This is a genomic window from Allokutzneria sp. NRRL B-24872 (assembly GCF_002155965.1).
Taxonomy (GTDB): domain Bacteria; phylum Actinomycetota; class Actinomycetes; order Mycobacteriales; family Pseudonocardiaceae; genus Allokutzneria.
This window is the reverse complement of record NZ_MUMH01000041.1, coordinates 35,361-55,233: the sequence shown is the minus strand read 5'-3', so window position 1 is coordinate 55,233 and position 19,873 is coordinate 35,361. Positions and strand designations below refer to the sequence as shown.

The 19,873-nt window shown below is 69.1% G+C and carries 19 protein-coding genes and 1 tRNA gene; 9 read left to right on the top strand and 11 right to left on the bottom strand.

What is annotated here, in order from left to right; all coding sequences use genetic code 11:
• Nucleotides 1-46: 46 nt before the first annotated feature.
• A complete protein-coding gene (locus CCN37_RS11650; protein ID WP_246842954.1) occupies nt 47-826 on the bottom strand; it encodes a PE-PPE domain-containing protein in 780 nt (259 codons plus the stop codon).
• 134 nt (nt 827-960) lie between these two features.
• On the opposite strand from CCN37_RS11650, the gene CCN37_RS11645 reads away from it, so the two are divergent.
• Both CCN37_RS11645 and CCN37_RS11640 read left to right on the top strand, forming a co-directional pair.
• A complete protein-coding gene (locus CCN37_RS11645; RefSeq protein ID WP_086820741.1) occupies nt 961-1,620 on the top strand; it encodes a TetR/AcrR family transcriptional regulator in 660 nt (219 codons plus the stop codon).
• The gene (locus CCN37_RS11640; RefSeq protein WP_086820740.1) at nt 1,617-2,720 is read left to right on the top strand and encodes an NAD(P)/FAD-dependent oxidoreductase; all 1,104 of its coding nucleotides are present in this window, start codon (nt 1,617-1,619) and stop codon (nt 2,718-2,720) included. The genes CCN37_RS11645 and CCN37_RS11640 overlap by 4 nt, the downstream gene beginning before the upstream one ends.
• A 4-nt stretch (nt 2,721-2,724) precedes the next feature.
• On the opposite strand, the gene CCN37_RS11635 is transcribed toward CCN37_RS11640, so the two are convergent.
• From CCN37_RS11635 to vanY-N, 4 genes are read right to left on the bottom strand one after another with little or no spacing between them, the layout of a single operon-like run.
• Nucleotides 2,725-3,198 (bottom strand): hypothetical protein, encoded by a 474-nt coding sequence (locus CCN37_RS11635; protein WP_143261563.1) that lies wholly within the window; start codon nt 3,196-3,198, stop codon nt 2,725-2,727.
• A 49-nt stretch (nt 3,199-3,247) separates the two neighbouring features.
• A complete protein-coding gene (locus CCN37_RS11630; RefSeq protein ID WP_086820738.1) occupies nt 3,248-4,681 on the bottom strand; it encodes a cell wall metabolism sensor histidine kinase WalK in 1,434 nt (477 codons plus the stop codon).
• Entirely contained in the window at nt 4,678-5,367 is a 690-nt protein-coding gene (locus CCN37_RS11625) for a response regulator transcription factor (RefSeq protein WP_086820785.1), read from the bottom strand. The genes CCN37_RS11630 and CCN37_RS11625 overlap by 4 nt, the downstream gene beginning before the upstream one ends.
• Before the next feature lie 26 nt (nt 5,368-5,393).
• Nucleotides 5,394-5,960, bottom strand: coding sequence for a D,D-peptidase/D,D-carboxypeptidase VanY-N (vanY-N, locus tag CCN37_RS11620; protein ID WP_086820784.1), 567 nt, complete (start codon nt 5,958-5,960; stop codon nt 5,394-5,396).
• Between the two features lie 198 nt (nt 5,961-6,158).
• On the opposite strand from vanY-N, the gene CCN37_RS11615 reads away from it, so the two are divergent.
• The 3 genes from CCN37_RS11615 to CCN37_RS11605 all read left to right on the top strand — a co-directional run bounded on the left by CCN37_RS11615 (nt 6,159) and on the right by CCN37_RS11605 (nt 8,479).
• Nucleotides 6,159-6,500 carry a hypothetical protein gene (locus CCN37_RS11615; RefSeq protein WP_086820737.1) on the top strand — a complete coding sequence of 114 codons (342 nt, stop codon included), beginning with the start codon at nt 6,159-6,161 and terminating at the stop codon, nt 6,498-6,500.
• A gap of 153 nt (nt 6,501-6,653) precedes the next feature.
• Complete coding sequence (locus tag CCN37_RS11610; RefSeq protein WP_086820736.1) at nt 6,654-7,535, top strand: ATP-binding cassette domain-containing protein; 882 nt, start codon at nt 6,654-6,656, stop codon at nt 7,533-7,535.
• Nucleotides 7,532-8,479 carry a hypothetical protein gene (locus CCN37_RS11605; protein WP_086820735.1) on the top strand — a complete coding sequence of 316 codons (948 nt, stop codon included), beginning with the start codon at nt 7,532-7,534 and terminating at the stop codon, nt 8,477-8,479. Before CCN37_RS11610 ends, CCN37_RS11605 begins: the two co-directional genes overlap by 4 nt.
• Before the next feature lie 75 nt (nt 8,480-8,554).
• Here CCN37_RS11605 and CCN37_RS11600 read toward each other — a convergent pair whose 3' ends face one another.
• Entirely contained in the window at nt 8,555-9,205 is a 651-nt protein-coding gene (locus CCN37_RS11600; RefSeq protein ID WP_143261562.1) for a hypothetical protein, read from the bottom strand.
• Between the two features lie 558 nt (nt 9,206-9,763).
• On the opposite strand from CCN37_RS11600, the gene CCN37_RS11595 reads away from it, so the two are divergent.
• From CCN37_RS11595 to CCN37_RS11585, 3 genes are all read left to right on the top strand, one after another.
• Complete coding sequence (locus CCN37_RS11595) at nt 9,764-10,930, top strand: 4-hydroxybenzoate 3-monooxygenase (RefSeq protein ID WP_210407974.1); 1,167 nt, start codon at nt 9,764-9,766, stop codon at nt 10,928-10,930.
• A gap of 30 nt (nt 10,931-10,960) precedes the next feature.
• On the top strand, nt 10,961-12,601 hold the full coding sequence (locus CCN37_RS11590) for a methyltransferase (protein WP_086820733.1): 1,641 nt from the start codon (nt 10,961-10,963) through the stop codon (nt 12,599-12,601).
• Between the two features lie 93 nt (nt 12,602-12,694).
• Nucleotides 12,695-14,662, top strand: a complete 1,968-nt coding sequence (locus CCN37_RS11585; protein ID WP_086820732.1) for a hypothetical protein — start codon at nt 12,695-12,697, stop codon at nt 14,660-14,662.
• 67 nt (nt 14,663-14,729) lie between these two features.
• On the opposite strand, the gene CCN37_RS11580 is transcribed toward CCN37_RS11585, so the two are convergent.
• Nucleotides 14,730-14,801: transfer RNA gene (locus CCN37_RS11580), tRNA-Arg, on the bottom strand.
• A gap of 130 nt (nt 14,802-14,931) precedes the next feature.
• On the opposite strand from CCN37_RS11580, the gene CCN37_RS11575 reads away from it, so the two are divergent.
• Nucleotides 14,932-15,855: a cation diffusion facilitator family transporter gene (locus tag CCN37_RS11575; protein WP_086820731.1), complete on the top strand. Its 924-nt coding sequence runs from the start codon at nt 14,932-14,934 to the stop codon at nt 15,853-15,855.
• Here CCN37_RS11575 and CCN37_RS11570 read toward each other — a convergent pair.
• The 4 genes from CCN37_RS11570 to CCN37_RS41435 all read right to left on the bottom strand — a co-directional run bounded on the left by CCN37_RS11570 (nt 15,844) and on the right by CCN37_RS41435 (nt 19,835).
• Complete coding sequence (locus CCN37_RS11570; protein ID WP_086820730.1) at nt 15,844-16,200, bottom strand: hypothetical protein; 357 nt, start codon at nt 16,198-16,200, stop codon at nt 15,844-15,846. The genes CCN37_RS11575 and CCN37_RS11570 overlap by 12 nt on opposite strands.
• A 1-nt stretch (nt 16,201) precedes the next feature.
• Nucleotides 16,202-16,825 (bottom strand): response regulator transcription factor, encoded by a 624-nt coding sequence (locus tag CCN37_RS11565; protein WP_086820782.1) that lies wholly within the window; start codon nt 16,823-16,825, stop codon nt 16,202-16,204.
• 116 nt (nt 16,826-16,941) lie between these two features.
• Entirely contained in the window at nt 16,942-17,571 is a 630-nt protein-coding gene (locus CCN37_RS11560) for a response regulator transcription factor (RefSeq protein WP_086820781.1), read from the bottom strand.
• 11 nt (nt 17,572-17,582) lie between these two features.
• On the bottom strand, nt 17,583-19,835 hold the full coding sequence (locus CCN37_RS41435) for a histidine kinase (protein WP_168200628.1): 2,253 nt from the start codon (nt 19,833-19,835) through the stop codon (nt 17,583-17,585).
• Between the last annotated feature and the right edge of the window lie 38 nt (nt 19,836-19,873).

The following is a 19,873-nucleotide window of genomic DNA, read 5'->3' as shown; positions in this document are numbered from 1 at the left end:
GCCCAGGCTTTTGGGGATTCCGGGCGGGTCTATTCAGGTGTTCGCATCAGCCCGTCGGCCACGGCGGGCGGCAGTTCTGCCGAGGCAGGTGGACCGAGCCGTTGGTGAAGACGCCGTCCGCGATGGTGTCGCCCATGATCGAGCGGCGGTCGGCCGGGCGGGTCCACTGGTAGCACTGGTGCTGGGCGAAGTAACCGCCAGGAGCCTCCAGCGTGTCGAAGTGGCACACGCCGTCGGTCTCGATGCAGTAGCGGATGAAGGGAATTCCGCCGAAGTCGGTCCGGCCGGGACCGAAGGAGACATAACCGCCGAAAGGCGAGGGGACGCCCATTCCCGGGGGAATGATGGCGCTGATTCCCCGTCCGGGCGGCCCGACCGGCTGCATCGGGTCGGCGAAGATCTTCGCGCGGAAACGCGACTTGTCGACGCCGAGCCTGCCGTCCGCGATGTCGTTGAGCACCTTGTTGGCGACGAGGGCGCCCTGCGAGTACCCGACGACGGTGAAAGTGGCGCGCGGGTTCTCCCTGAAGGAGTCCGTGACCACGCGCTTCGCCACGTCGTGACCGATCGCGACGCTGCGGTCCATCGGCGTCTGGTCGCAGCCCGGCAGCCCGGCGGCACCCGCCGGGTAGTGCACGACCTTGCGAATCCCGCCGCGCAGCCACGCGTTGTCGTACACGTTTCCGGCACCGTCGCAGGTGCCGCCGATGAGAATGTAGTAGTTGGCCCCCTGGGCCTGTGCAGTCGACGTGGTCGCCCCGAAAAGTCCGGCGACGAGTGTCGCTACAGCCGCGCCGACCAGGGCGGCGCGTCTGGTCTTCTTCACGATTTTCCCTTTCGTTCCACGCGCAGGGACACGCAGTGGGGAATGCGCGGCGGACGCTAGCGACGGCCGCTGAAATCGGGGTGAAACCGCAGGACGAACTTGTTCGTGACGAACATGTTCGTTACGGTGGTGCCATGACCGCACCGCGCAGCCGCCGCGAACGCCCCGCCAAGCCCGCCCTCACCAGGGAGGGCATCGTCGCGGCGGCCGTGGGGATCATGCGAGCCGATGGTCTGCGCAAAGTCACCATGCGGCGCCTCGCCGAGGAGCTGGACACCGGCCCGGCCTCGCTTTACGTCTACGTGCGCAACACCGCCGAACTGCACGCGGCGGTGCTGGACGAACTGCTCGGCACCGTCGAGCCGCCCGAGGCCGCTGGCGACTGGCGCGAGCGCCTGGAGCGCGTGCTGACCTCGTACACGCTCGTGCTGTTCGAGCACCCCGGCCTCGCGCAGGCGGCGCTGATGTCCCGCCCGAGCGGGCACAACTACCTGAACCTCCTGGAAACCCTGCTGGCCCTGCTCGACGAGGGCGGAGTGCCGCGCGCGCAGGCGGCGTGGGGCGTCGACCTCCTGCTCCAGCACGCCACCGCGACCGCCGCCGAGCACTCCGAGCACTCCGGGGATGCGCAGGACATGTCCGGCCTCGCCGCCGCGCTGAACTCCACCCAATCCCACCCGCACATCGCCGGGCTCGCCACCGACCTGCTCTCCGGCGATCCGCGCGCCCGGCTCTCGTGGGGTTTCCAGGCGCTGATCAACGGCATCCTGCACACACATCGGAGCGACACATGAACGCGATCACCATCGTCGGCGCGGGCTTGGGCGGGCTCACCCTCGCTCGTGTCCTGCACGTGCACGGCATCGAGGCCACCGTCCTCGAACTCGACGCTTCCCCCACGGCGCGCGCCCAGGGCGGCATGCTCGACATCCACGAGGACACCGGCCAGGCGGCGCTGCGCGCAGCCGGTCTGCACGAGGAGTTCCGCGCGCTCATCCACCCCGGTGGCGAGGCCATGCGCATCCTCGACCGCCACGCAGTCGTGCACTTCGATGCGCCCGACAACGGTGACGGCGGTCGTCCCGAGGTCGAACGCGGCGAGCTGCGCGACCTCCTGCTCCGGTCGATTCCCCCAGTTCGTTGGGGCACGAAGGTCGTCGGAGCACACCCGCTCGGCGACGGCCGCCACGAAGTCCGCCTCGCGGACGGCACGGCCTTCACCACCGACCTGCTCGTCGGTGCGGACGGCGCGTGGTCCCGCATCCGCCCACTGGTCTCACCGGTGAAACCCAGCTATACAGGCGTTTCCCTCATCGAGCTGGACCTGCACTCCGCAGATGCGCGCCACCCCAACAGCTCCGCGCTCGTCGGCAGTGGCTTCTTCTTCGCTCTCGGCTCCGGGAAGGGATTCCTGGCGCACCGCGAGCCTGACGGCAGCCTGCACGTGTACACCGCGCTCACTGTTGCCGAGGACTGGCACACCACCGCGTCTGCGCGCTCCAAAACCGCTGTGCTGCGCCACTTCTCGGACTGGGACCCGCGCTTGCAAACCCTGATCGCCGACGCTGACGGAGCACTCGTGCCGCGCCCCATCCACGCCCTTCCCGTTGGCCACCAGTGGCCGCGCACGCCCGGCGTCACGCTGCTCGGTGACGCCGCCCACCTCATGTCGCCGTTCGCCGGTGAGGGCGCCAACCTCGCCATGATCGACGGCGCTTCGCTCGGCGAGGCCATCGCCGCGCACCCCGGCGACGTCGAGGCCGCGCTGACCGCTTACGAGCGGAACCTTTTCCCCCGCAGCGAATCCGCCGCCGCTGCCTCCGCCGCCGGGCTCGCCACGTGCTTCGCCGAGGACGCTCCGCAGGGCCTACTCGACCAGTTCGCCGCCGCCTGAGTCGCTAAGCCCGCTCGGTGTGACGTGGGCGGAGGTCCCGCTGATTCTTGGTCTCCACCACTCGGCGGCCGTTGCGCGAGTACGCGACCTCTGCCCACCAAAGGCCGTCATCTCGGCGCCCGAGCCATTTCATGCTGCCGGGCAACCACTTCCCGTCCACGTGGACGTCGCAGGGCTTGTGACCGACTGGTTTGCTGAGCCGGTTCTGCCGGTCCAGCCACTGCTCCGTTCCGCAGACCTGGCACGCGTCGAGACCTGCGGCCTGAGCCGCGGACCAGGCGATCCGCTCGGGCTCATGAACGTCCATTCCCTTGTACCGGGCGAAGTTCTGACCCTCCTGAAGACCGGGACAGTCCCGGTCGTTGTGGAAAGCGCTCCCGCCCTTGGTGCGGTAACCGACCTTCTTGAGCCCCGCCGGTGGCGCCTTGCAATCCGCGCACTGGCCAGCCACCAGATCGTGCAAGCACCGTTCTTCCACGACAACCACCCCCGGGAGCGAAGGTAGCGACGCACTCCGGACTTCGTGGTCAATCGGGCGAGTTCGTCGTGCCCCGAGGGATGATCAGGGTGAAAACTGCACCCTCTGCATTGGACACGTCGATCCGTCCACCGTGCAGCACAGCATTCTCGTAGGCAATCGCCAGGCCCAAGCCGCTGCCCTCGGTGTGCTGCCGAGCGCGGTCGCCGCGCACGAAGCGGTCGAACACGTACGGCGCGAGGTCTTCGGCCAATCCCGGTCCTGAGTCCGCGACGATCACGCGAACCCACCCGGGGCCGGTGCCGTCGACGGTCACGGTGACGGGCTCATCGCCGTGGCGCAGCGCGTTGGTCACGAGGTTGCGGACGATCGTGTGCAACCGCCGAGGATCGCCGACGACGTGCACGTTTCCCTTGCTTTCAACGGAAATCGACGCTTCGGGCGCGCTCAGGTCGACGGCGTCGGCGACGAGCGCGGTGAGGTCCAGCTGCTCGGGGCGGAAGTCAGCGGCTCCGGCGTCGAAGCGCGACATCTCCAGCAGGTCCTCGACGAGCGTGCTCAACCGCCGCACCTGCGTGCCGAGCAGTTCGGTGGAGCGCTCGCGGTCGTCCTCGCTGGGGCTGTTCAGGCTCTCGGTCGCGGCGAGCATCGACGCCAGCGGGGTGCGCAGGTCGTGCGCCACGTCGGCGACGAACTGGCGCTGCTGCTCGTCCTTGCGCCGCAACTGGTCGATGGACTCGCTGAGCCGCTGCGCCATCGAGTTGAACGACGTCGCCAGGTCGGCCAGCTCGTCGCGGCCGTGCACCGGCAGCCGCGTGTCCAGCGCGCCCGAGCCCAGGCGCCTCGCCGCCTCGGCCGCGATCCGCACGCGCCGCTGGATGCGCCGGGCCGCGAGCAGACCGGCTCCCGCGCCGAGCAGCACCACGACGATCGCGACCACCAGGAGCTGTCGGCGCAGCTGAGCCAGCTCGGCGTCGAGCTTCTTCGTCGTGTAGGTCTCCACCAGCATCACATCCGGCGAGATCTCGCCGACGAGCACCAGCCGCGTGTCACCGTGGATCTCCGCCCACGTGGTCGCTTTGCGCGGCCACTGCCTGTTCTGGTCGATCAGCCACCCCGGCCACCACTGGTCCTCCATGCCGGGCGACCCGGCGACGGAGGAGTAGCGCCCGCCCTCGAAGTCCGAGACCTGGCCCGCACGGCCGTTGAGGTTCACGACGGCCCAGCCGGACAGGCCGAGCCTGCCCTTCATGTAGTCCGCGATCTGGTCCACTTTGGACGATACGGTCGGCGTCTTGACCGTGAACTGGTGCGCCTGCTGGACATCGGAGTCGAAGCCCGCGTTCGCGGAGGCGCTGAACCTGTCCAGCGTGGCGCCGACCTGGAGCCGGTAGGTCACCAGCGCCACCGCTCCGGTTGCCACGAACGTGACCAGGACGACGGTGAGCGCGATGCTCGCCCGCAGTCCCGGCTGCCACTTCACGGCGGGTCCATCCGGTAGCCGAACCCGCGCACAGTGCGCAGCAGCGTCGGCCTGCTCGGGTCCGGCTCGATCTTCCCGCGCAGCCGCGCCACCGCCGCGTCCACCAAGCGCGAATCCCCGGCGTAGCCGTAGTCCCACACCCGTCGCAGCAGCGCCTGCCTGCTCAGCACCTGGCCGGGGTGGTCGGCGAACTCCATCAGCAGCCGCATCTCCGTCGCGGTCAACCGAAGCTCCACGCCACCCTTGGTGACGGTCATGCCCGTGCGATCGATCGCCAGTTCGCCGATCGCGCGCACGCCTTCGCGCGACTGCTGCGTGGGCGCGACACGGCGCAGGATCGTCTTCACGCGGGCGTCGAGCACGCGAGGCTCCACCGGCTTGACCACGTAGTCGTCGGCGCCGCCCTCCAAGCCGACGACCATGTCCACCGGGTCGCTGCGCGCGGTCAACAGCAGCACGGGAATCGTGTCCCGCGCACGGATTCGCCTGCACACCTCGAAACCGTCGATGCCGGGCAGCATGACGTCGAGCAGTACCGCGTCGGTCGGCGAACGGCGCTCGAACAACGTGTCCAGGGCGTGCTCGCCGGTGGGGGAGACCTCGACCTCGTGGCCGAGCCCGCGCAGCGCGCGCGAAAGCGCCTCGGCGAGCACGGCGTCGTCTTCGACGAGCAACAACCGGGGCACCGAAAACACCTCAGTCTCAGCAGAGATCAACTGGTGGCCGAATAGTAGGGCGAGGCGCCGGGGTGCGGCATCCGCACTGGTGGCCGCCCATCGGTCTCCGGGCGGAACTCGAAGTGCCACCACTCGTTGTCGTAGGTCCGGTAGAGGTCGTAGCGCCCGCCGTGCAGCTCCAGCCAGTACGCGCCCAGCGTCGGCCGCACGTCCAACGCGATCCCGCGCACGTGGCCCGACTCCTCCGGCGGCAGAACCCGTTGCCGCGCCGCCGCGCAGGACCCCGTCCTGCGGACCTCCTCCGCGAACATGCGGTGCTGCTCGGCCGCGTCGCGGTGGCCCGACGTCAGCCCGATGAGCTGACCGTCCTGCCAGAACGCCTGGGTGCGGGCGTCCTCGAAGGCCTTGCGGGCCCGCGGGTCCAGCCCGTTCAGGTTCTCGGCGGGGTAGCGCAGCCCGAGCGCCCACTGGCAGGCGAGATGACGCGCTCGCCCTGGCGCGCGCAGGAACGCGGCAGGCAGCAACAGCACGGCGAGCACCCAGGTGACCATCCGCAGCAGACGGTCACGGAGACGATCAGGAACGGCACGGGATTCGGTCATGACTCCAAGGTCCGCCGCGAGCGTCCCGGGCTGGTCCGTGTTGTGTGACGAGATCTCGACCAACTGTCACAGTTCCGCACGGAACTCCTCCTGTGACTCGGGTCACTCCAACCATTGGGCCGAGTGGCGGCATCACACCTGATGTCGGGGCGGCCACGGAGGTGGCCGTGAAGCAACAGTCACGAGGAGAGACATTCCATGAGGAAGTTCCAGCGCGTGTTCGGTCTTGCCGTTGTGACCGCGGCCGCGCTCGCCGCGACCGCCGGTACCGGCAACGCCCTGCCTCCGAAGCTCTCCATCTCGGTGGTGGGCGACTCCGTCCAGCTCAACGGCGGCTGCGCCAACGAGGCCCCCGCGGCCCACGGTTGGTACGGCTTCGTCGACGGCGCCGACCCGGAGGAGATCAAGCAGATGACCTTCGCCAACGGCACCTGGTCGACCACCTTCTCCGGCCTGAAGGCGGGCAGCTACATCGGTGTCATGGCCTGCGACGGGGAGCAGGAGACCGCCGTGCAGCACTTCTCGATCGAGACGCGCTAAGCAGCTTCAGGAGCCGGGCGGCGCGCGACGACGCGGGCCGCCCGGCTCCGTCGTGTTCGGCGTGTGCCGAACGGAAAGGAAAAGCCGGGGCGTTAGCATCATCGCCACTACGGCCGTTTAGGGGAACGGCCGCCCGAGACACGAGGGGGCGGCGTGCTCAGCGCCTGGGGGCTCACCAAGGCCTACGACGGCCGCAGGGTCGTCGACCAAGTCGGCTTCGAACTCCAGCCCGGAACCGTCACGGCGTTCCTCGGCCCCAACGGCGCGGGAAAGTCGACGACGCTGCGGATGATCAGCGGGCTGACCGTGCCGGACGCGGGCCAGTCCCTCGTCGCCGGGCGCCCGTTCACCCAGTGGCCCAACCCGTCCTACGTCGCGGGCGTGCTGCTCGACGGCCAGGCCGTGCACCCCGGCCGCTCCGGCCTCACGCACCTGCGGACCTCGGCGATGCTCTCCGGGGTGCCCAAGCACCGCTGCGACGAGGTCCTGCAGATGGTCGGCCTCGCCGACGCGGCCAAGCGCAAGATCGGCAAGTACAGCCTCGGCATGCGGCAGCGCCTCGGCCTGGCGCACGCCCTGCTGACCAACCCGCCGGTGCTGATCCTGGACGAGCCGATCAACGGCCTCGACCCCGAGGGCATTCGCTCGGTGCGGACCCTGCTGCGCGACTACGCCGCGCGCGGCGGCACGGTGCTGCTGTCCAGCCACGTGCTGTCCGAAGTGGACCAGACCGCCGACCGCGTGCTGATGATCGGCGGCGGGCGCATCCTGCGCGACGGGCCGCTGGCCGAGCTGACCAAGTCCAACCGCACCCTGGTGAAGGCCGCCGACATGAACCGGCTCGCCCAGGCGCTGACGGAGAACCAGCTCCAGCCGATGCAGGGCCCGGACGGCCACATCGCGGTGAACGCGACGCTGCAGCAGGTGTCCGAGCTGGCCATGAAGTCCGGGATCGCCGTGCTCAGTCTCAAGGAAGACCAGATGAGCCTCGAAGACCTCTTCTTCCAGGTGACCGGAAACGGAGGTCAGGCATGACCGCGCCATGGCCGCCGACGGGCCCGCAGCCGCAGCAGCCGTACCCCCAGCAGCCGTACCCGCCACAGGGTTTCCCTCCGCAGGGTTTCCCTCCGCAGCAGCAGTACCCGCCGCAGCAGGGTTTCCCGCCGCAGCAGTACCCGCAGCAGCCACCGCAGCCGCAGGTCCAGGCGCCTCCGCCCGGTGCGGAGTGGGCGGTCAACGCCGAGCGGAAGACGCCGTTCATCAAGCTCGTGCTCGCCGAGTTCATGAAGCTCACCGGCACGCTCTCGGACCGGATCACCCTCGCGGTCGGGCCGATCTTCCTGTTCGCGCTGCTGTTCGTCTACAGCGCCCTCGCCAAGTCCGGCATGATCATCTCGGCCTACGACCAGGTCGTCCCGCTGATCCTGGTGACCCAGTTCGGCTCGCTCTTCCTGCTGGTCTCGGTGATCAAGCTGGTCGCGGGCGAGTGGCAGTACAAGAGCGTGCAGCCGACCCTGCTCGTGCAGCCCGCGCGGCTGCGCTACCTCGCGGCGCAGGCCACGGTCATCATGATCGTCTGGTTCGTCACCGCGCTGAGCACCTTCGGCCTGTTCCTGCTGTTCCGCGGCATCGGGGCGGACGCGTCCAACGTCGGCTACCTGCTGCCCATGCGGCTCGGCTGGGTGCTGCTGATCGCCGTGCTGTCCACCTTCATGGTGCTGGCGGCCTCGCTGATCATCGCGATGCTGCTGCCGAACAGCACGGGCGCGCTGGTGGTCTACTTCCTCACCGTTCCGCTGCTGCTGTTCGTCCGCGAGATGGCACCCCAGGTCTTCGGCCCGCTCTACCCGCTGGAGATGGCCTACTACGTCGCGGGCGAGCCCAACTCCGGCGCCATCCAGGCGTGGATCTCCCTCGTCGTCTGGCTCGCGCTGCTGGTCTTCGGCGCCTTCCTGGTCCGCCGCCGCGACGCCGGCTGACCGTTTTCCCGTTTCGTACTCATAGCGGTGAAGGGGAGCGCTGTTTCCCGCTATGAGTACGAAACGGGTGGGGGACTACGGCGCGAGGCGGCTGCCGCCGTTGGGCTCGATGAGCGGGAGCAGCTTCTCGGCGGCCTGCTGCGCCTTGGGGCAGATGGTGTTGACCACGTCGTCGACGGGAAAGTCCTCGTCCTGGCGCTGGTACTTCTCGGCCTGGTCGCGGGGCGGTGAGGCGCGGAAGGTCATCGGCTCGACGTTGCCGGTGTCCACGACCAGCAGGCACGTGCCGTACTCGGACTTCCCGACGGCCATCAGCGCGTAGTAGCGGTTCAGCAGGATCATCCGCCGGGCGTAACCGCTGCCCATGTAGACGTTGCCGTTCCAGTAGTCGGAGAAGTGCTGCTGCTTCGACTGCCGGTACGCGGGCGGGCCCTGGGTGATCGACAGCGACCCCCACGGCTCGCTGAACGAGCAGCCGGGCGTGTACCCGCTGATCGGCCGCGTGCTCATGCCGATCTTGGGGCCGAAGCCCGCCGGCAGGCCCTCGCACTTGCGCTCGTCCTTGTAGACGCGGTCGCGCGTGGTCACGAAGTCCAGGTTGTCGTAGGCGATCGCGTTCGGGTCCAGCTCCGGCGCGGTGCCGCTCTGCACCGCCGGTTCCGGCGCCGAGCACCCGGCGAGCACGACCGCGCACGCCACCAGTCCTGCCGTCATCCCCCGCTTCATCGGCCCCACCTTCGCGCTCGCGCGGCTTCCCCTGAATGGCCGCATGGGGTGAATGCTAATGCCCACCCCCGACGCGTGGGCGACGCACACGCCGCCGCCCGGTGCCGATTTCCGAACGGAAATTCACGATTGCGCTCGGGGAATGACTCTAAGAACCGTCAACCTGCGTTCTTGACTACATGGAACGCGGTTGTCACTCCTTCGCGCGTCACCCGGGTGAATTGCCTTTTTTGCTGACCGTTCTGTTTCTTTGGTTTTTCGTGGCACGGCTCACATTGTCGCCCGATCCGTGACACTTTCGGTTGATCAAATAATCGCGTTATCGCGACGCCGGACCCGGGGTTCTCCGGGTTGTTCGAGTGCTCCTTCCTGCTGTTTTCAGCTCGCCAGTGCCACGGTGAAGCGCTCGAATGCCCCCGGGTTGCCCCTGTGGAAAGCATCGTTCGGCGCCGTCCGTACACTCCCGCTCCATTGTTTCTGGTGATCAACTACTACCGCGTGCCGGGAAATTGTTGCGCGGTGAAGTAAATGTCGGGCGAAGAAGGGTTCGAAGTCGTGATGGACCAGACGACCGTGCTCATCGTGGGCGCGGGACCGGCCGGGCTCGTGTTAGGAAACCTGTTACAGGCCGCCGGGGTCGAGACCCTCGTCGTGGAGCGGGCCAGCCGGGAGCAGGTGCAGACCAGGGCGCGCGCCGGGTTCCTGGGCCCGCACAGCGCGAAGGTGCTCGCCGAGCACGGGCTCGGTACCGGAATGCTCCACAAAGGACACTCGCACGGACTGTGCGCCTTCCGCGGCGAGAGCGGCGAGTTCGAACTCGACTACGCCCGGCTCGGCCAGGGCGAGACGCACACGGTGTACCCGCAACAGGATCTGGTCACCGACCTGATCGCGGAATATCTCACCAGGGGCGGCGAGCTGCGCTTCGGTGTCACCGTCACCGACGTCGACGCGCGGACGGCCACCATCGGCTACCGCGACGCGAACGGCTCGGGTCGGTTGACCGGCAGGTTCCTCGCAGGCTGCGACGGAAGCAGGGGAGCGACCCGGCACGCCATGCCGGACGCGGTGACCCGGCACCACCAGGACCACGGCGTGGCCTGGCTGGCGGTGCTCGCCGAAGCACCGCAGAGCATGGCCGCCGTCACCTACGCCATCCACGACGACGGCTTCGCCGGACACATGGCGCGCAGCCCCGAAGTGACGCGCTACTACCTCCAGGTCTCGCCCGACGACGACGCGGAAGCCTGGACGGACGACCGGATCTGGGCCGCGCTCGACACCAGGATGCGAGCCGACGAGTTCGGCCCGCTGCGCCGGGGCAGGATCACCGAGCGCCGGATCGTGCACCTGCGCTCCGAGGTGGTCGACCCCATCCAGCACGAGCGGTTGTTCCTCGTCGGTGACGCCGCCAGCGTGATCAGCCCGTCCGCCGCCAAGGGCGCCAACCTGGCGATCATGGAGGCCGAGCTGCTGGCCCGCGCGCTCGTCGACGCGCTCGACCGCGACGACCACAGCGCGCTCGACGCGTACTCGCGCACCTGCCTGCCGCGCATCTGGCGGGCGCAGGAGTTCTCCCGCTGGATGATCGAACTCCTGCACGGCCCGGCGGAGGCCACCGCCGAAGCGGACTTCCAACGCGCACTGCGCCACGCCCGGCTCGACAGCCTGCGCGAATCCCAGGCACACCAGCACTTCTTCGCCGAGCACTACGTCGGCATCTGACCTTTTCGGCTTCTCACAACGGAAAGCTTCATGACCGCGACAGCAACCCCAGTACTCGCCGCGGCGGATCTCGACCGCGTCACCGCGGCGATGGCCCTCCTCGGCGCCAACGACACCGAGTCGGTGCTCGCCGCCGCCGTGCCCTCGCTGGACGAGGACGACCGCGCCGCCGTGGCGGGGCACGTCACCATCGACCACGTGGCACTGCTGATCTTCCCCGAGACCCTGGACGGGCTGGCCGAGGCATTAGCCGCACACGGCGTCCAGGTCGGCGAGATGACGCCCAGCGTCGTTGTCCGCGAACGGCTGAGCAGCCGGTACGGCGTGCCGCTGCACGACCTTGAGGTCCGCATCCTGCGCGCCGCGGTCACCGACCACACCGAGATCGAGATCTTCGCGATGGTCACGCCGCCCGAGCTGGCCCACATCGCCGAGGACGAGCGCGCGCACGGTCGCGAGAACCACTTCGCGCTCGCCGTTCCGTGCGCTGATCCGGCTCTGCTGCGCGGACTTCGCGCCACCATCGCCACCGCGATGCGCCCGGACGGCGGCGGCTACAACGGTTACGAGAACTCCACCGTTCTGTACTTCCGCGACGAGCACGGCGCCGATCCGGCGTTCCGCCGCTTGGAGCTGATCTGCGCGGGCCGGTTCACCCGGCTGTTTGCCACCCACCAGCGCGAATCCTGTGCTGGCAGCGAACTCCTGCGCTTGATGACCGGCGCGTGGGCCACCCAGGCCATCGCGACCGGCGCCGAACTGCGGCTGTTCGACCACCTCGCGACTCTTGGGGAACTGCCGGAACTCGCTGCTGCCACGGGTTCTGACCCGCAGAGCCTCGCTCGGCTGCTGCGCTACCTGACGTCGCTCGGCACCGTGCACACCTCCGGGACGCGCTACGGCCTCACCGAGCTCGGCGCTCTGCTGCGCTCCGACGTCGCCAGTTCGATGCGTCCGCTCGCGCTCATGTACGGCGGCCCGTTCTATCAATCGTTCGCCGCGCTGATCGAATCCGTGCGCAGCGGTGGCGAGTCCTACGCGAAAGTCTTCGGCTCCCACCACTTCCAGCACATGGCCGCCGATCCTGAGCTGGCGGAGCTGTTCCACCAGTCCATGGCCGCCAGCAACGCCGTGTTCGCGGGCGTGCCCCGTGTCTACGACTTCTCCGCCGCGCGCACCGTCGTCGATGTGGCCGGTGGCAACGGCGAACTGCTGTCCCGCGTTCTGCGCGCCAACCCGTCCGTGCGCGGCGTCCTGATGGACCGCCCGCACGCTCTTACCGCCGCTGCGTCACGCATGGCCGACGTCGCCGATCGCGTCACCCTCGTCCCCGGCGACTTCACCGAGGCTGTTCCCAGCTCCGGCGACGTCTACCTGCTGTCCCGCGTTCTGCACGACTGGGACGATTCGCAGTGCCGCACCATTTTGGCCTCCTGTGCGCAGAACATGCCCGCGGGCGCCGAACTTCTCGTCATCGAACGCCTACTGCCGTCCTCCGACGGCGCCACCTCACTCGCCGTGCCGTGGGACATCCACATGCTCTGCAACACCGGCGGCCGTGAGCGCACCGAGGCCGACTACCGCTCGCTTTTCGCCGACACCGGCTTCGACCTCGTCGAGACCCACCCACTACCCCTCGACGCCCACCTCATCCGCGCCCGCCTCCGCTAACCCGTTGATCACCCGTTTCGTACTCATAGCGGGACCCCGCTATGAGTACGAAACGGCTCTCCGGCTACGTCGAGACACCCATAGGATGTCGCGATGCTTGCGGGGCTCTCTGACATCGCGTGGTACCGGCTCGATCATGCCTACGGTTCGGCGGAGAACGTGCCGGACCTGTTGCGGGCCGCGGCGTCGGCAGACGGGGACGCAGCCCTCGAAGCGATCGAGGAACTGTACGGAAGCGTTGTGCACCAAGGCTCCGTGTACTCGTCAACGCCTTTCGTGCTGCCCTTCGTGTTCGAGATCGTCGCCGATGCCCGTTCGCAGCACCGCGGCATGCTCGTCGGGTTGCTCAGCGTGGCCGCCGAAGGTGACCATGACGGGTCGGTCGCGGACGTTCTCGATGGACGCGTTGACGATCTCCTGAACCTGCTCGCCGACGACGACGAGCAGGTCCGAGGATTGGCCGCGACGACCTTGGGCCGAATGCGGGGCGTGCCGCCGCACCGGATGCGCTGGGATGCCGAGACGAGTCCGTGGGTCCGCTCGCTGATCCTCGTGGCGGCCCTCCAGCAGGACGGCACCCACGCCTCGGCGTGGCTCAGCCAGGCATTGCGGGAGGAGCCAGTGGTGCGGGTCGCGGCTGCCTACGCCATCGCGACGCGGGGCTTGGAGTGGTCGCCTGAGGTGACTGCGGCCGTCGTGTCGGGATGTGCCGACGGGGACCCGTTGGAGAGCTGGGAATGGGACGACAACTGGCTGTCCACTGTGGTCTGTTCGGTCGATGTCGGCGTTGTGCCGGAGTTCCTGGCGGAACTGGCCCGATCCGAGCACCGCGACGTCCGGCTCGCGTGCGTGTACGCCGCGATCGACGCGATGAACGGCCGCCGCTCGTTGCCGGAGCGCTTGGTGCCCGTGCTCGCGCGGATGCTGGCGGACCCGGACACCGGCATCGTGCGGGGCGCGGTCTCGGCCATCCGCATGAGCGGGTTCGCGGCACGCGCCGCTGACGAGCTGGCGGCGTTGATCGCTCGGGAACTCGATCTGGAAAGCCCGCGATCGACCGATCCGCGCGTGTCGGCATTGTGCGCTTTGATCGAGATCGGCGACCCCAGGTGGCGTGGGGGAGTCCGCGCAGTACGACTGACCGCCGAGATCGCGAACGCCATGGTGGACGCGGCGGTTCCGGTGGACGCGGAGCTGCTCGATGCCACGCGCACCGCCTTCGCGGGCGGATCGGGCCACCAGGACCGAATCGCTCTGGTGCGGCTGCTCGGGAGCTGGGGAACGGCGGCCCGCGCCGCGCTCCCGGAAGTGCTGTCCACTGTGGACTACGCGGGGAGCGTGGCCGCGCGGGCCCTTGCCGCAATCGCCCCGGACTCGGCCCAGGTGCACGAAGCCCTGGCTCGGAGGAGAGGCGAGGTGGCGGCGGCGAAAGCGTTGCACGAGCTGACCGGTGATGCCGAGCCGCTGCTCTTCGCCGCCGAGGCCAACCTCAACGACCACGCCGCCATCGCGGTGCTCGCCGATCTCGGCGACGCCGCGCACCGTCTCCTTCCGCGCCTGCGTGAGGCACTGGGCGATGATGAAGCCATCATCCCCGTTCGCAGGGCGCGCATCGCCGCCGCGAGAATGTACTGGCGGCTGACGGGGGAGACGTCCACCGTGCTGCCGACCGTGGCGGGTGTGCTCGCATACGGCGACTTCCCGGCCATCGACGCCGCCGAGTTCGCGGCAGAACTCGGAGACCGGTCGTTGGTTCCCTTGCTGGAGAACCTCGTGACGGATGATCGGGCAGCGGTCTCCGCCGTGCTCTCCCTGTGGCGGCTCACCGGACGCGCCGAGATCGACCCGGTGCTCCGGGTTCTTGCCGACGGCTGGCCGGGGCCGTCGCAGGCGGTGGCGGCACTCGTGGAGATGCGCGCGTCGGGCACTGTCGGCGTTCTGCGTGAACTGGCCGACCGCGAGGAACGCGTGGTGCGGTCGGGAGTCGAGAGCTCGATCATCCGCGCGGACGAGGCACTTCGCGTCCAGCTCCGCGAGGCCGTCGCCGCCTTGAGCCAGTAGGGCCCGTACACGACGAAACCGGGCCCTGAACAGCATTTCCGCTGTTCAGGGCCCGGTTTCGTGGAAGTGCCCCCGGCAGGATTCGAACCTGCGCTCCCGCCTCCGGAGGGCGGTGCTCTATCCCCTGAGCTACGGGGGCCCATCGCGCTTGCGACTGCTGAAGCTTAGCGCATGGGTCGACCGGGTTCGCGCGGGTACCCCGGGTGTGGTCCAGGGCACGATTGCTCGTATGCGCATCTCGCTATATGTTCGTGGTGAGAGGGGGTCCGATGGGACACGGACATGGGCACGGCATCGCGGCGAACAACCCGGAGAGCGCGTCGGCCAAGCACCTGAACCGGCTCTACGCGGCGGTGGGGCTCGGGGCGTTCACGCTGGTCATGCAGGTCGTGGTGGGGTTGAGCACCTCATCGCTCGCCCTGCTTTCGGACTCCGCGCACGTGTTCACCGACGTCCTGGGGATCACCCTCGCCGTCGTCGCGATCCTGCTGGCGCGCAAGGCCAAGGGGGACAAGGGCCGCACGTTCGGCATGTACCGCGCGGAGGTCCTGGCGGCGCTGGCGAACACGCTGCTGCTCTTCGGCGTGGCGATCGGCGTGCTGATCGAGGCGGTCAACCGGCTGGACGCGCCGCCGGAGGTGCCGGGGCTGCCGGTCACACTGGTGGCGCTGGTCGGGCTGATCGCCAACGTGATCGCCTTCTTCCTGCTCCAGGCGGGCGCGAAGGAGAGCATCAACGTCCGGGGCGCCTACCTCGAAGTCATGGCCGACATGATCGGCTCGGTCGGCGTGCTGGTCAGCGGGCTCATCACGATGTTCTTCGGCTGGCGCTACGCGGACCCGCTGATCGGCGTCGCGATCGGCCTGTTCGTCCTGCCGAGGGCCTACGTGCTCGGCCGCAACGCGCTGCGCATCCTGTTCCAGCACGCGCCGGAGCGGGTGGACGTGGCCTCGGTGCGCGAGGACCTGCTCACCCTCGGCGGCGTGATCGAGGTGCACGACCTGCACGTGTGGACGCTGACCTCGGGCATGGAGGTGGCCTCGGCGCACCTGATCACCGAGCCCGGGATCGAGCACACCGAGGTTCTCCTTGCCGCACAACGGTCCCTGGCCGAGAAGTACCACATCGAGCACGCGACGCTGCAGGTCGAACCGGCCGACTGCGCCACCCCGTGCCGCGAACTAGCCTGGTGAACCGACCGCGATCACGAAGGCGGCCCGCGCGGGCATCCCGAGCGCGCTCCACAGCTGGCCCCCACCGGGATCAGCAAGGCGCACAACGGGTTCGGTCACGGACTTCAGCGCGATGAGCGTGCGGTCCAGCAGCTCGTGCTCCCGCTCGACGTCCTCGGCCCGCGCGGTGACCAGGTAGCGCAGCTCCTCGTCAGCGTGGATCTCGAACAGGAACAGGTGCACGGTCGGCCTCGGGCGCGGTTCGGCCAGCCAGCTCGGGGTCGGCGGGTCGAAGCGCACGAGGGTTCCGCGCGGCAGGTTCTCCAGCAGCGCCGCGCGGAGCGCCTCGCCCGCTTCCACGATCACCTCAAATCAGCCCTTCCCGCAACGCGAACGCCACCGCGTGCGGGCGGTTGCGCAGCTGGAAGCGGCTGATGATGTCGTGCAGGATGCTCTTCACCGTCCGCTGCGAGTAGTTCAGCCGCTCCGAGATCTCCCGCGTGTCCAGCCCGTCGGCCACCATGCGCAGGACCTCGGTCTCCCTCGGCGTCATGCCGGTCATCGCCCCGCCCCGCCCGGACCCCGGCCGGTGCAGGCGCGACACCCGCTGGATGAGCTTGCCCAGCAGCTCCGGCGGGAGGGTGCTGTCCCCGCTCGCCGCCGCCATCACCAGGCGCAGCAACGCTTCCGGAGTCGCTTCCGCCCTTCGGAGTACCCCGCAGACCCCGATCTCGACGGCGGTGAGCAGTTCGGCGTCCTCGAACTCCGACGCCACCAGCACCAGCTTGGTGAACCCCCGGTACCTCAGTTCCCGCAGCACCTGCGAGCTGCGGGCGTCAGTGCGGTCGGTGACGACCATCGCCACCGCGTCCGGCCGCGCCTGTTCGACGCTGACGAACCGGATTTCCTCTCGTTGACCCAGCGCGGCGGCCACACCCGCGCGGGAGATGCCGTCCGTCGCGTGCAGGAGCAGCGATAGCCGTTCGGTCATCAAGGTGCCCACTTCGATCCCCCTAGATCGACCCTGCCTTGGTTCGCGATGTCTACAGTGGCCGGGGGGATGTCCCGGGCACATGGGACCGGGAGTCCCGTCTTTGCCTGAACGGGCTACAGCCCGGCTTCCCTGGCGCGCATGATCGCCTGCGTCCGGTCGGCGACGTGCAACTTGCTGAAGATGTTGGACACGTGGTTGCGCACCGTCTTCGGGCTGATCACCAGGTGCCTGGCGATCGCCGGGTTGCTCTCGCCCTGCGCGATCAGCGACAGCACCTCCCGTTCCCGCGAGGTCAGCTCCGGGAACGCCTCAACCGGCTGGGCCGGGGTGCTGCCGAAGAACCCGAGCAGCCGGGTCGCGACGGCGGGCCCGAAGATCGCCTCGCCCTGCCCGACCGCGCGGATCGCCCTGACGATCTCGTCCTCGCCCGCGCCCTTGAGCAGGTAGCCGCGGGCGCCCGCGCGCATCGCGGCGAACACCGACTGGTCGTCGTCGAACATCGTCAGCACCAGCACCCCGATGTGCGGGCTGGTGTGGGTGATCCGCCTGCTCGCCTCGACGCCGTTGAAGTCGGGCATGTTCAGGTCCATCACCACCACGTCCGGTTGCAGCGACGCGGCCAGCGACACCGCGGCCGTGCCCGTCGCGGCCTCGCCGACGACCTCGATCTCCGGAACTGTCGACAGCATCGCGCAGAGCCCGTATCGGAACAGCGGATGGTCATCGACAACCAGGATGCGCATCTGCTCCACCCTCAGTGTCCCCTTTCTGGCAACGGCAAGCGGGCGAGCACGCGGGTTCCGTGCCCGGCCGCCGACTCCACGGTGCAACTTCCCCCGAGCTCGACAGCGCGTTCGCGCATCGAGTGCAGTCCCACGCCGTCCCGGTACCGGGTGGGCAGTCCGACCCCGTCGTCGGAGATCTCCAGCGTGAGCCCGCCGTCCAACCCGAGCCGCACCGCGCAGCGCTTCGCCTTCGAGTGCCGCGCGACGTTCGTCAGCGCCTCGCACACGATCCGGTAGGCCGCGACCTCCACGGCGGCGGGCAGCGCGGGCAGCTCCTCCGGCAGGTCCATCTCCACGCTCAACGGCCCGAGCCGTCCGGCGATCGTGTTCGCGTGCTCGCGCACGGCCGTCACCAGGCCCAGCTGGTCCAACACCGGCGGGCGCAGCTCGTTGGCGACGCGGCGGATCTCACCGATCGCGTTCTGCAGGTCGTCTTCGAGCCTGTGCAGCATGTCCTTGGCCGCGGGCGGATTCGTGGTCAGCAGGCGCCGCGACGCCTGGAGGCCGAGCGTCGCCGCCGCGAGCGTGGGGCCGACTCCGTCGTGCAGGTCGTGCAGCAGCCGCCGTCGTTCCTCTTCACGCGCCTGCACGATCTCCGCGCGGCTGCGCGCGAGGTCCGTGGTCAGCCGCGCGGTGTGCACGATCGCCCCGGCGTGCCGCGCGATGTCCGCGAGCACAGCCCGGTCCTTGCGGTTGAACCGTTCGCGCGGGCCTCCCGCCACCACCAGGTCACCGAGCACTTCTCCTTGGTAACTCAAGGGAAGACGCGTCAACAGGCCCACCGGTGTACCAAAGACCGCCACCTGCTCGAAGTTGTCACCGCGGCGCAGTTCGATCGCCGCGTACGGAAGACGCAGAGCCTGCCCAACCGTCTCGACGACGGCCTGCACGGTCTCCTGAGGTGTTTTCGTGCCTTGAAGACGGTCGGAGAGCACGGAGACCACGCGGTACGGGTCCTGGCGTGCGCCAAACAGGCGCTGGTTGATGACCGCGTGCACACGGTCGCGCAGCGGCAAAGTCAGCGCCGCAGCCACACCTGCGGCAATTGCCTGCTGCCACAAGCTGTTCAGCCGTGGCAGCGTCGTGGACAGAATGCTGACAATGACCGCGTAGCCGACGCCTACGCACGCGGACAGCAACGCGTAGGCCAACGAGCGGCTGACGACCACTTCGATGTTGAGCGCGTGATAGCGCAACACGGCCGCCGCGAGCGCCAACGGTGCTGGCATGAAGACAACGGGGTAGAACTCGCGCGCCAGCGGCAGTACGCCCCACAGCATCTCCGGTGCCACCCAGAACAACAGGTAGAGCAGGGACGCTCCACCGAGCGTTGCCGCGAGCCAGCGCAACCGTTGCTGCGCGAGCGTGTCCTCGCACGTGCGGTACCGGTACACCAGCATCACGAAAACGAGCGCGGGGTAGACGAAGACGAGAAGGCGCACAGGGGCTCCGACGAGTTCCCAGCGCGCGAGCGCGGTCGTGGCCCACGGCAGCCGCGGCAGCACATCGACCACGTAGAGCAGCGCGGGGCCCAGGTAGGACAACGCCACCCAGAGCTTGCGGTGCCGCGAGTTCAGCGCAGTCGGGAAGGACAGCGCGAAATGCAGTATCGAGCCCCACAGCAGCGCGAACCCGACCTGCGCGAGGTACCAGCGCCAGAACTGGACACCCGAGACGAGGTCCAGTGCCTCCAACTTGAAGTAGCCGCTGCCCGACGTGCAGAACAACGAGGTCATCGCGATCATCAGCGACGCACGGGCCGCCGGATCGCGCGGCCGGTTGGCGAAGATGAACAGCGCGACGCTGACGATGATCGAGATCAGCAGCACCATCGGCCACTGGTTCGCCAGCGCGGACAGCACCGGGTAGGGCTTGAGCACGACTTCGACCGGCACCAGCGCTCCGTCGCGCAGCACGACGTAGGTCAGCCGATCGCCCACCTCAGCGGGGATGGCGCCGGGACCGATCTGGTCGGTGAGCACGCGTCCGCCGACAGAGACGACCTCGTCGCCCACGCGCAGTGGACTGCCCGGGGCGACCTGCCGGACGACGACCTCGCCGTCAGCGAAGGCCATGTCGCCGACGTTGACGATCGTGCCGTCCGACGGTGCGGCGGCGCGGGTCCAGAAGCAGAGCACGCTGAGCACGAGCAGCACCAAGGACGCCGTCGCGAGCGGCGCGGCCCTGCGAGGGAACCCCGACCAGAACGCGCTGCCCACCACCCGCTCAGTGTGCCGGTGAAGCCCCGCCCGGTCACGGG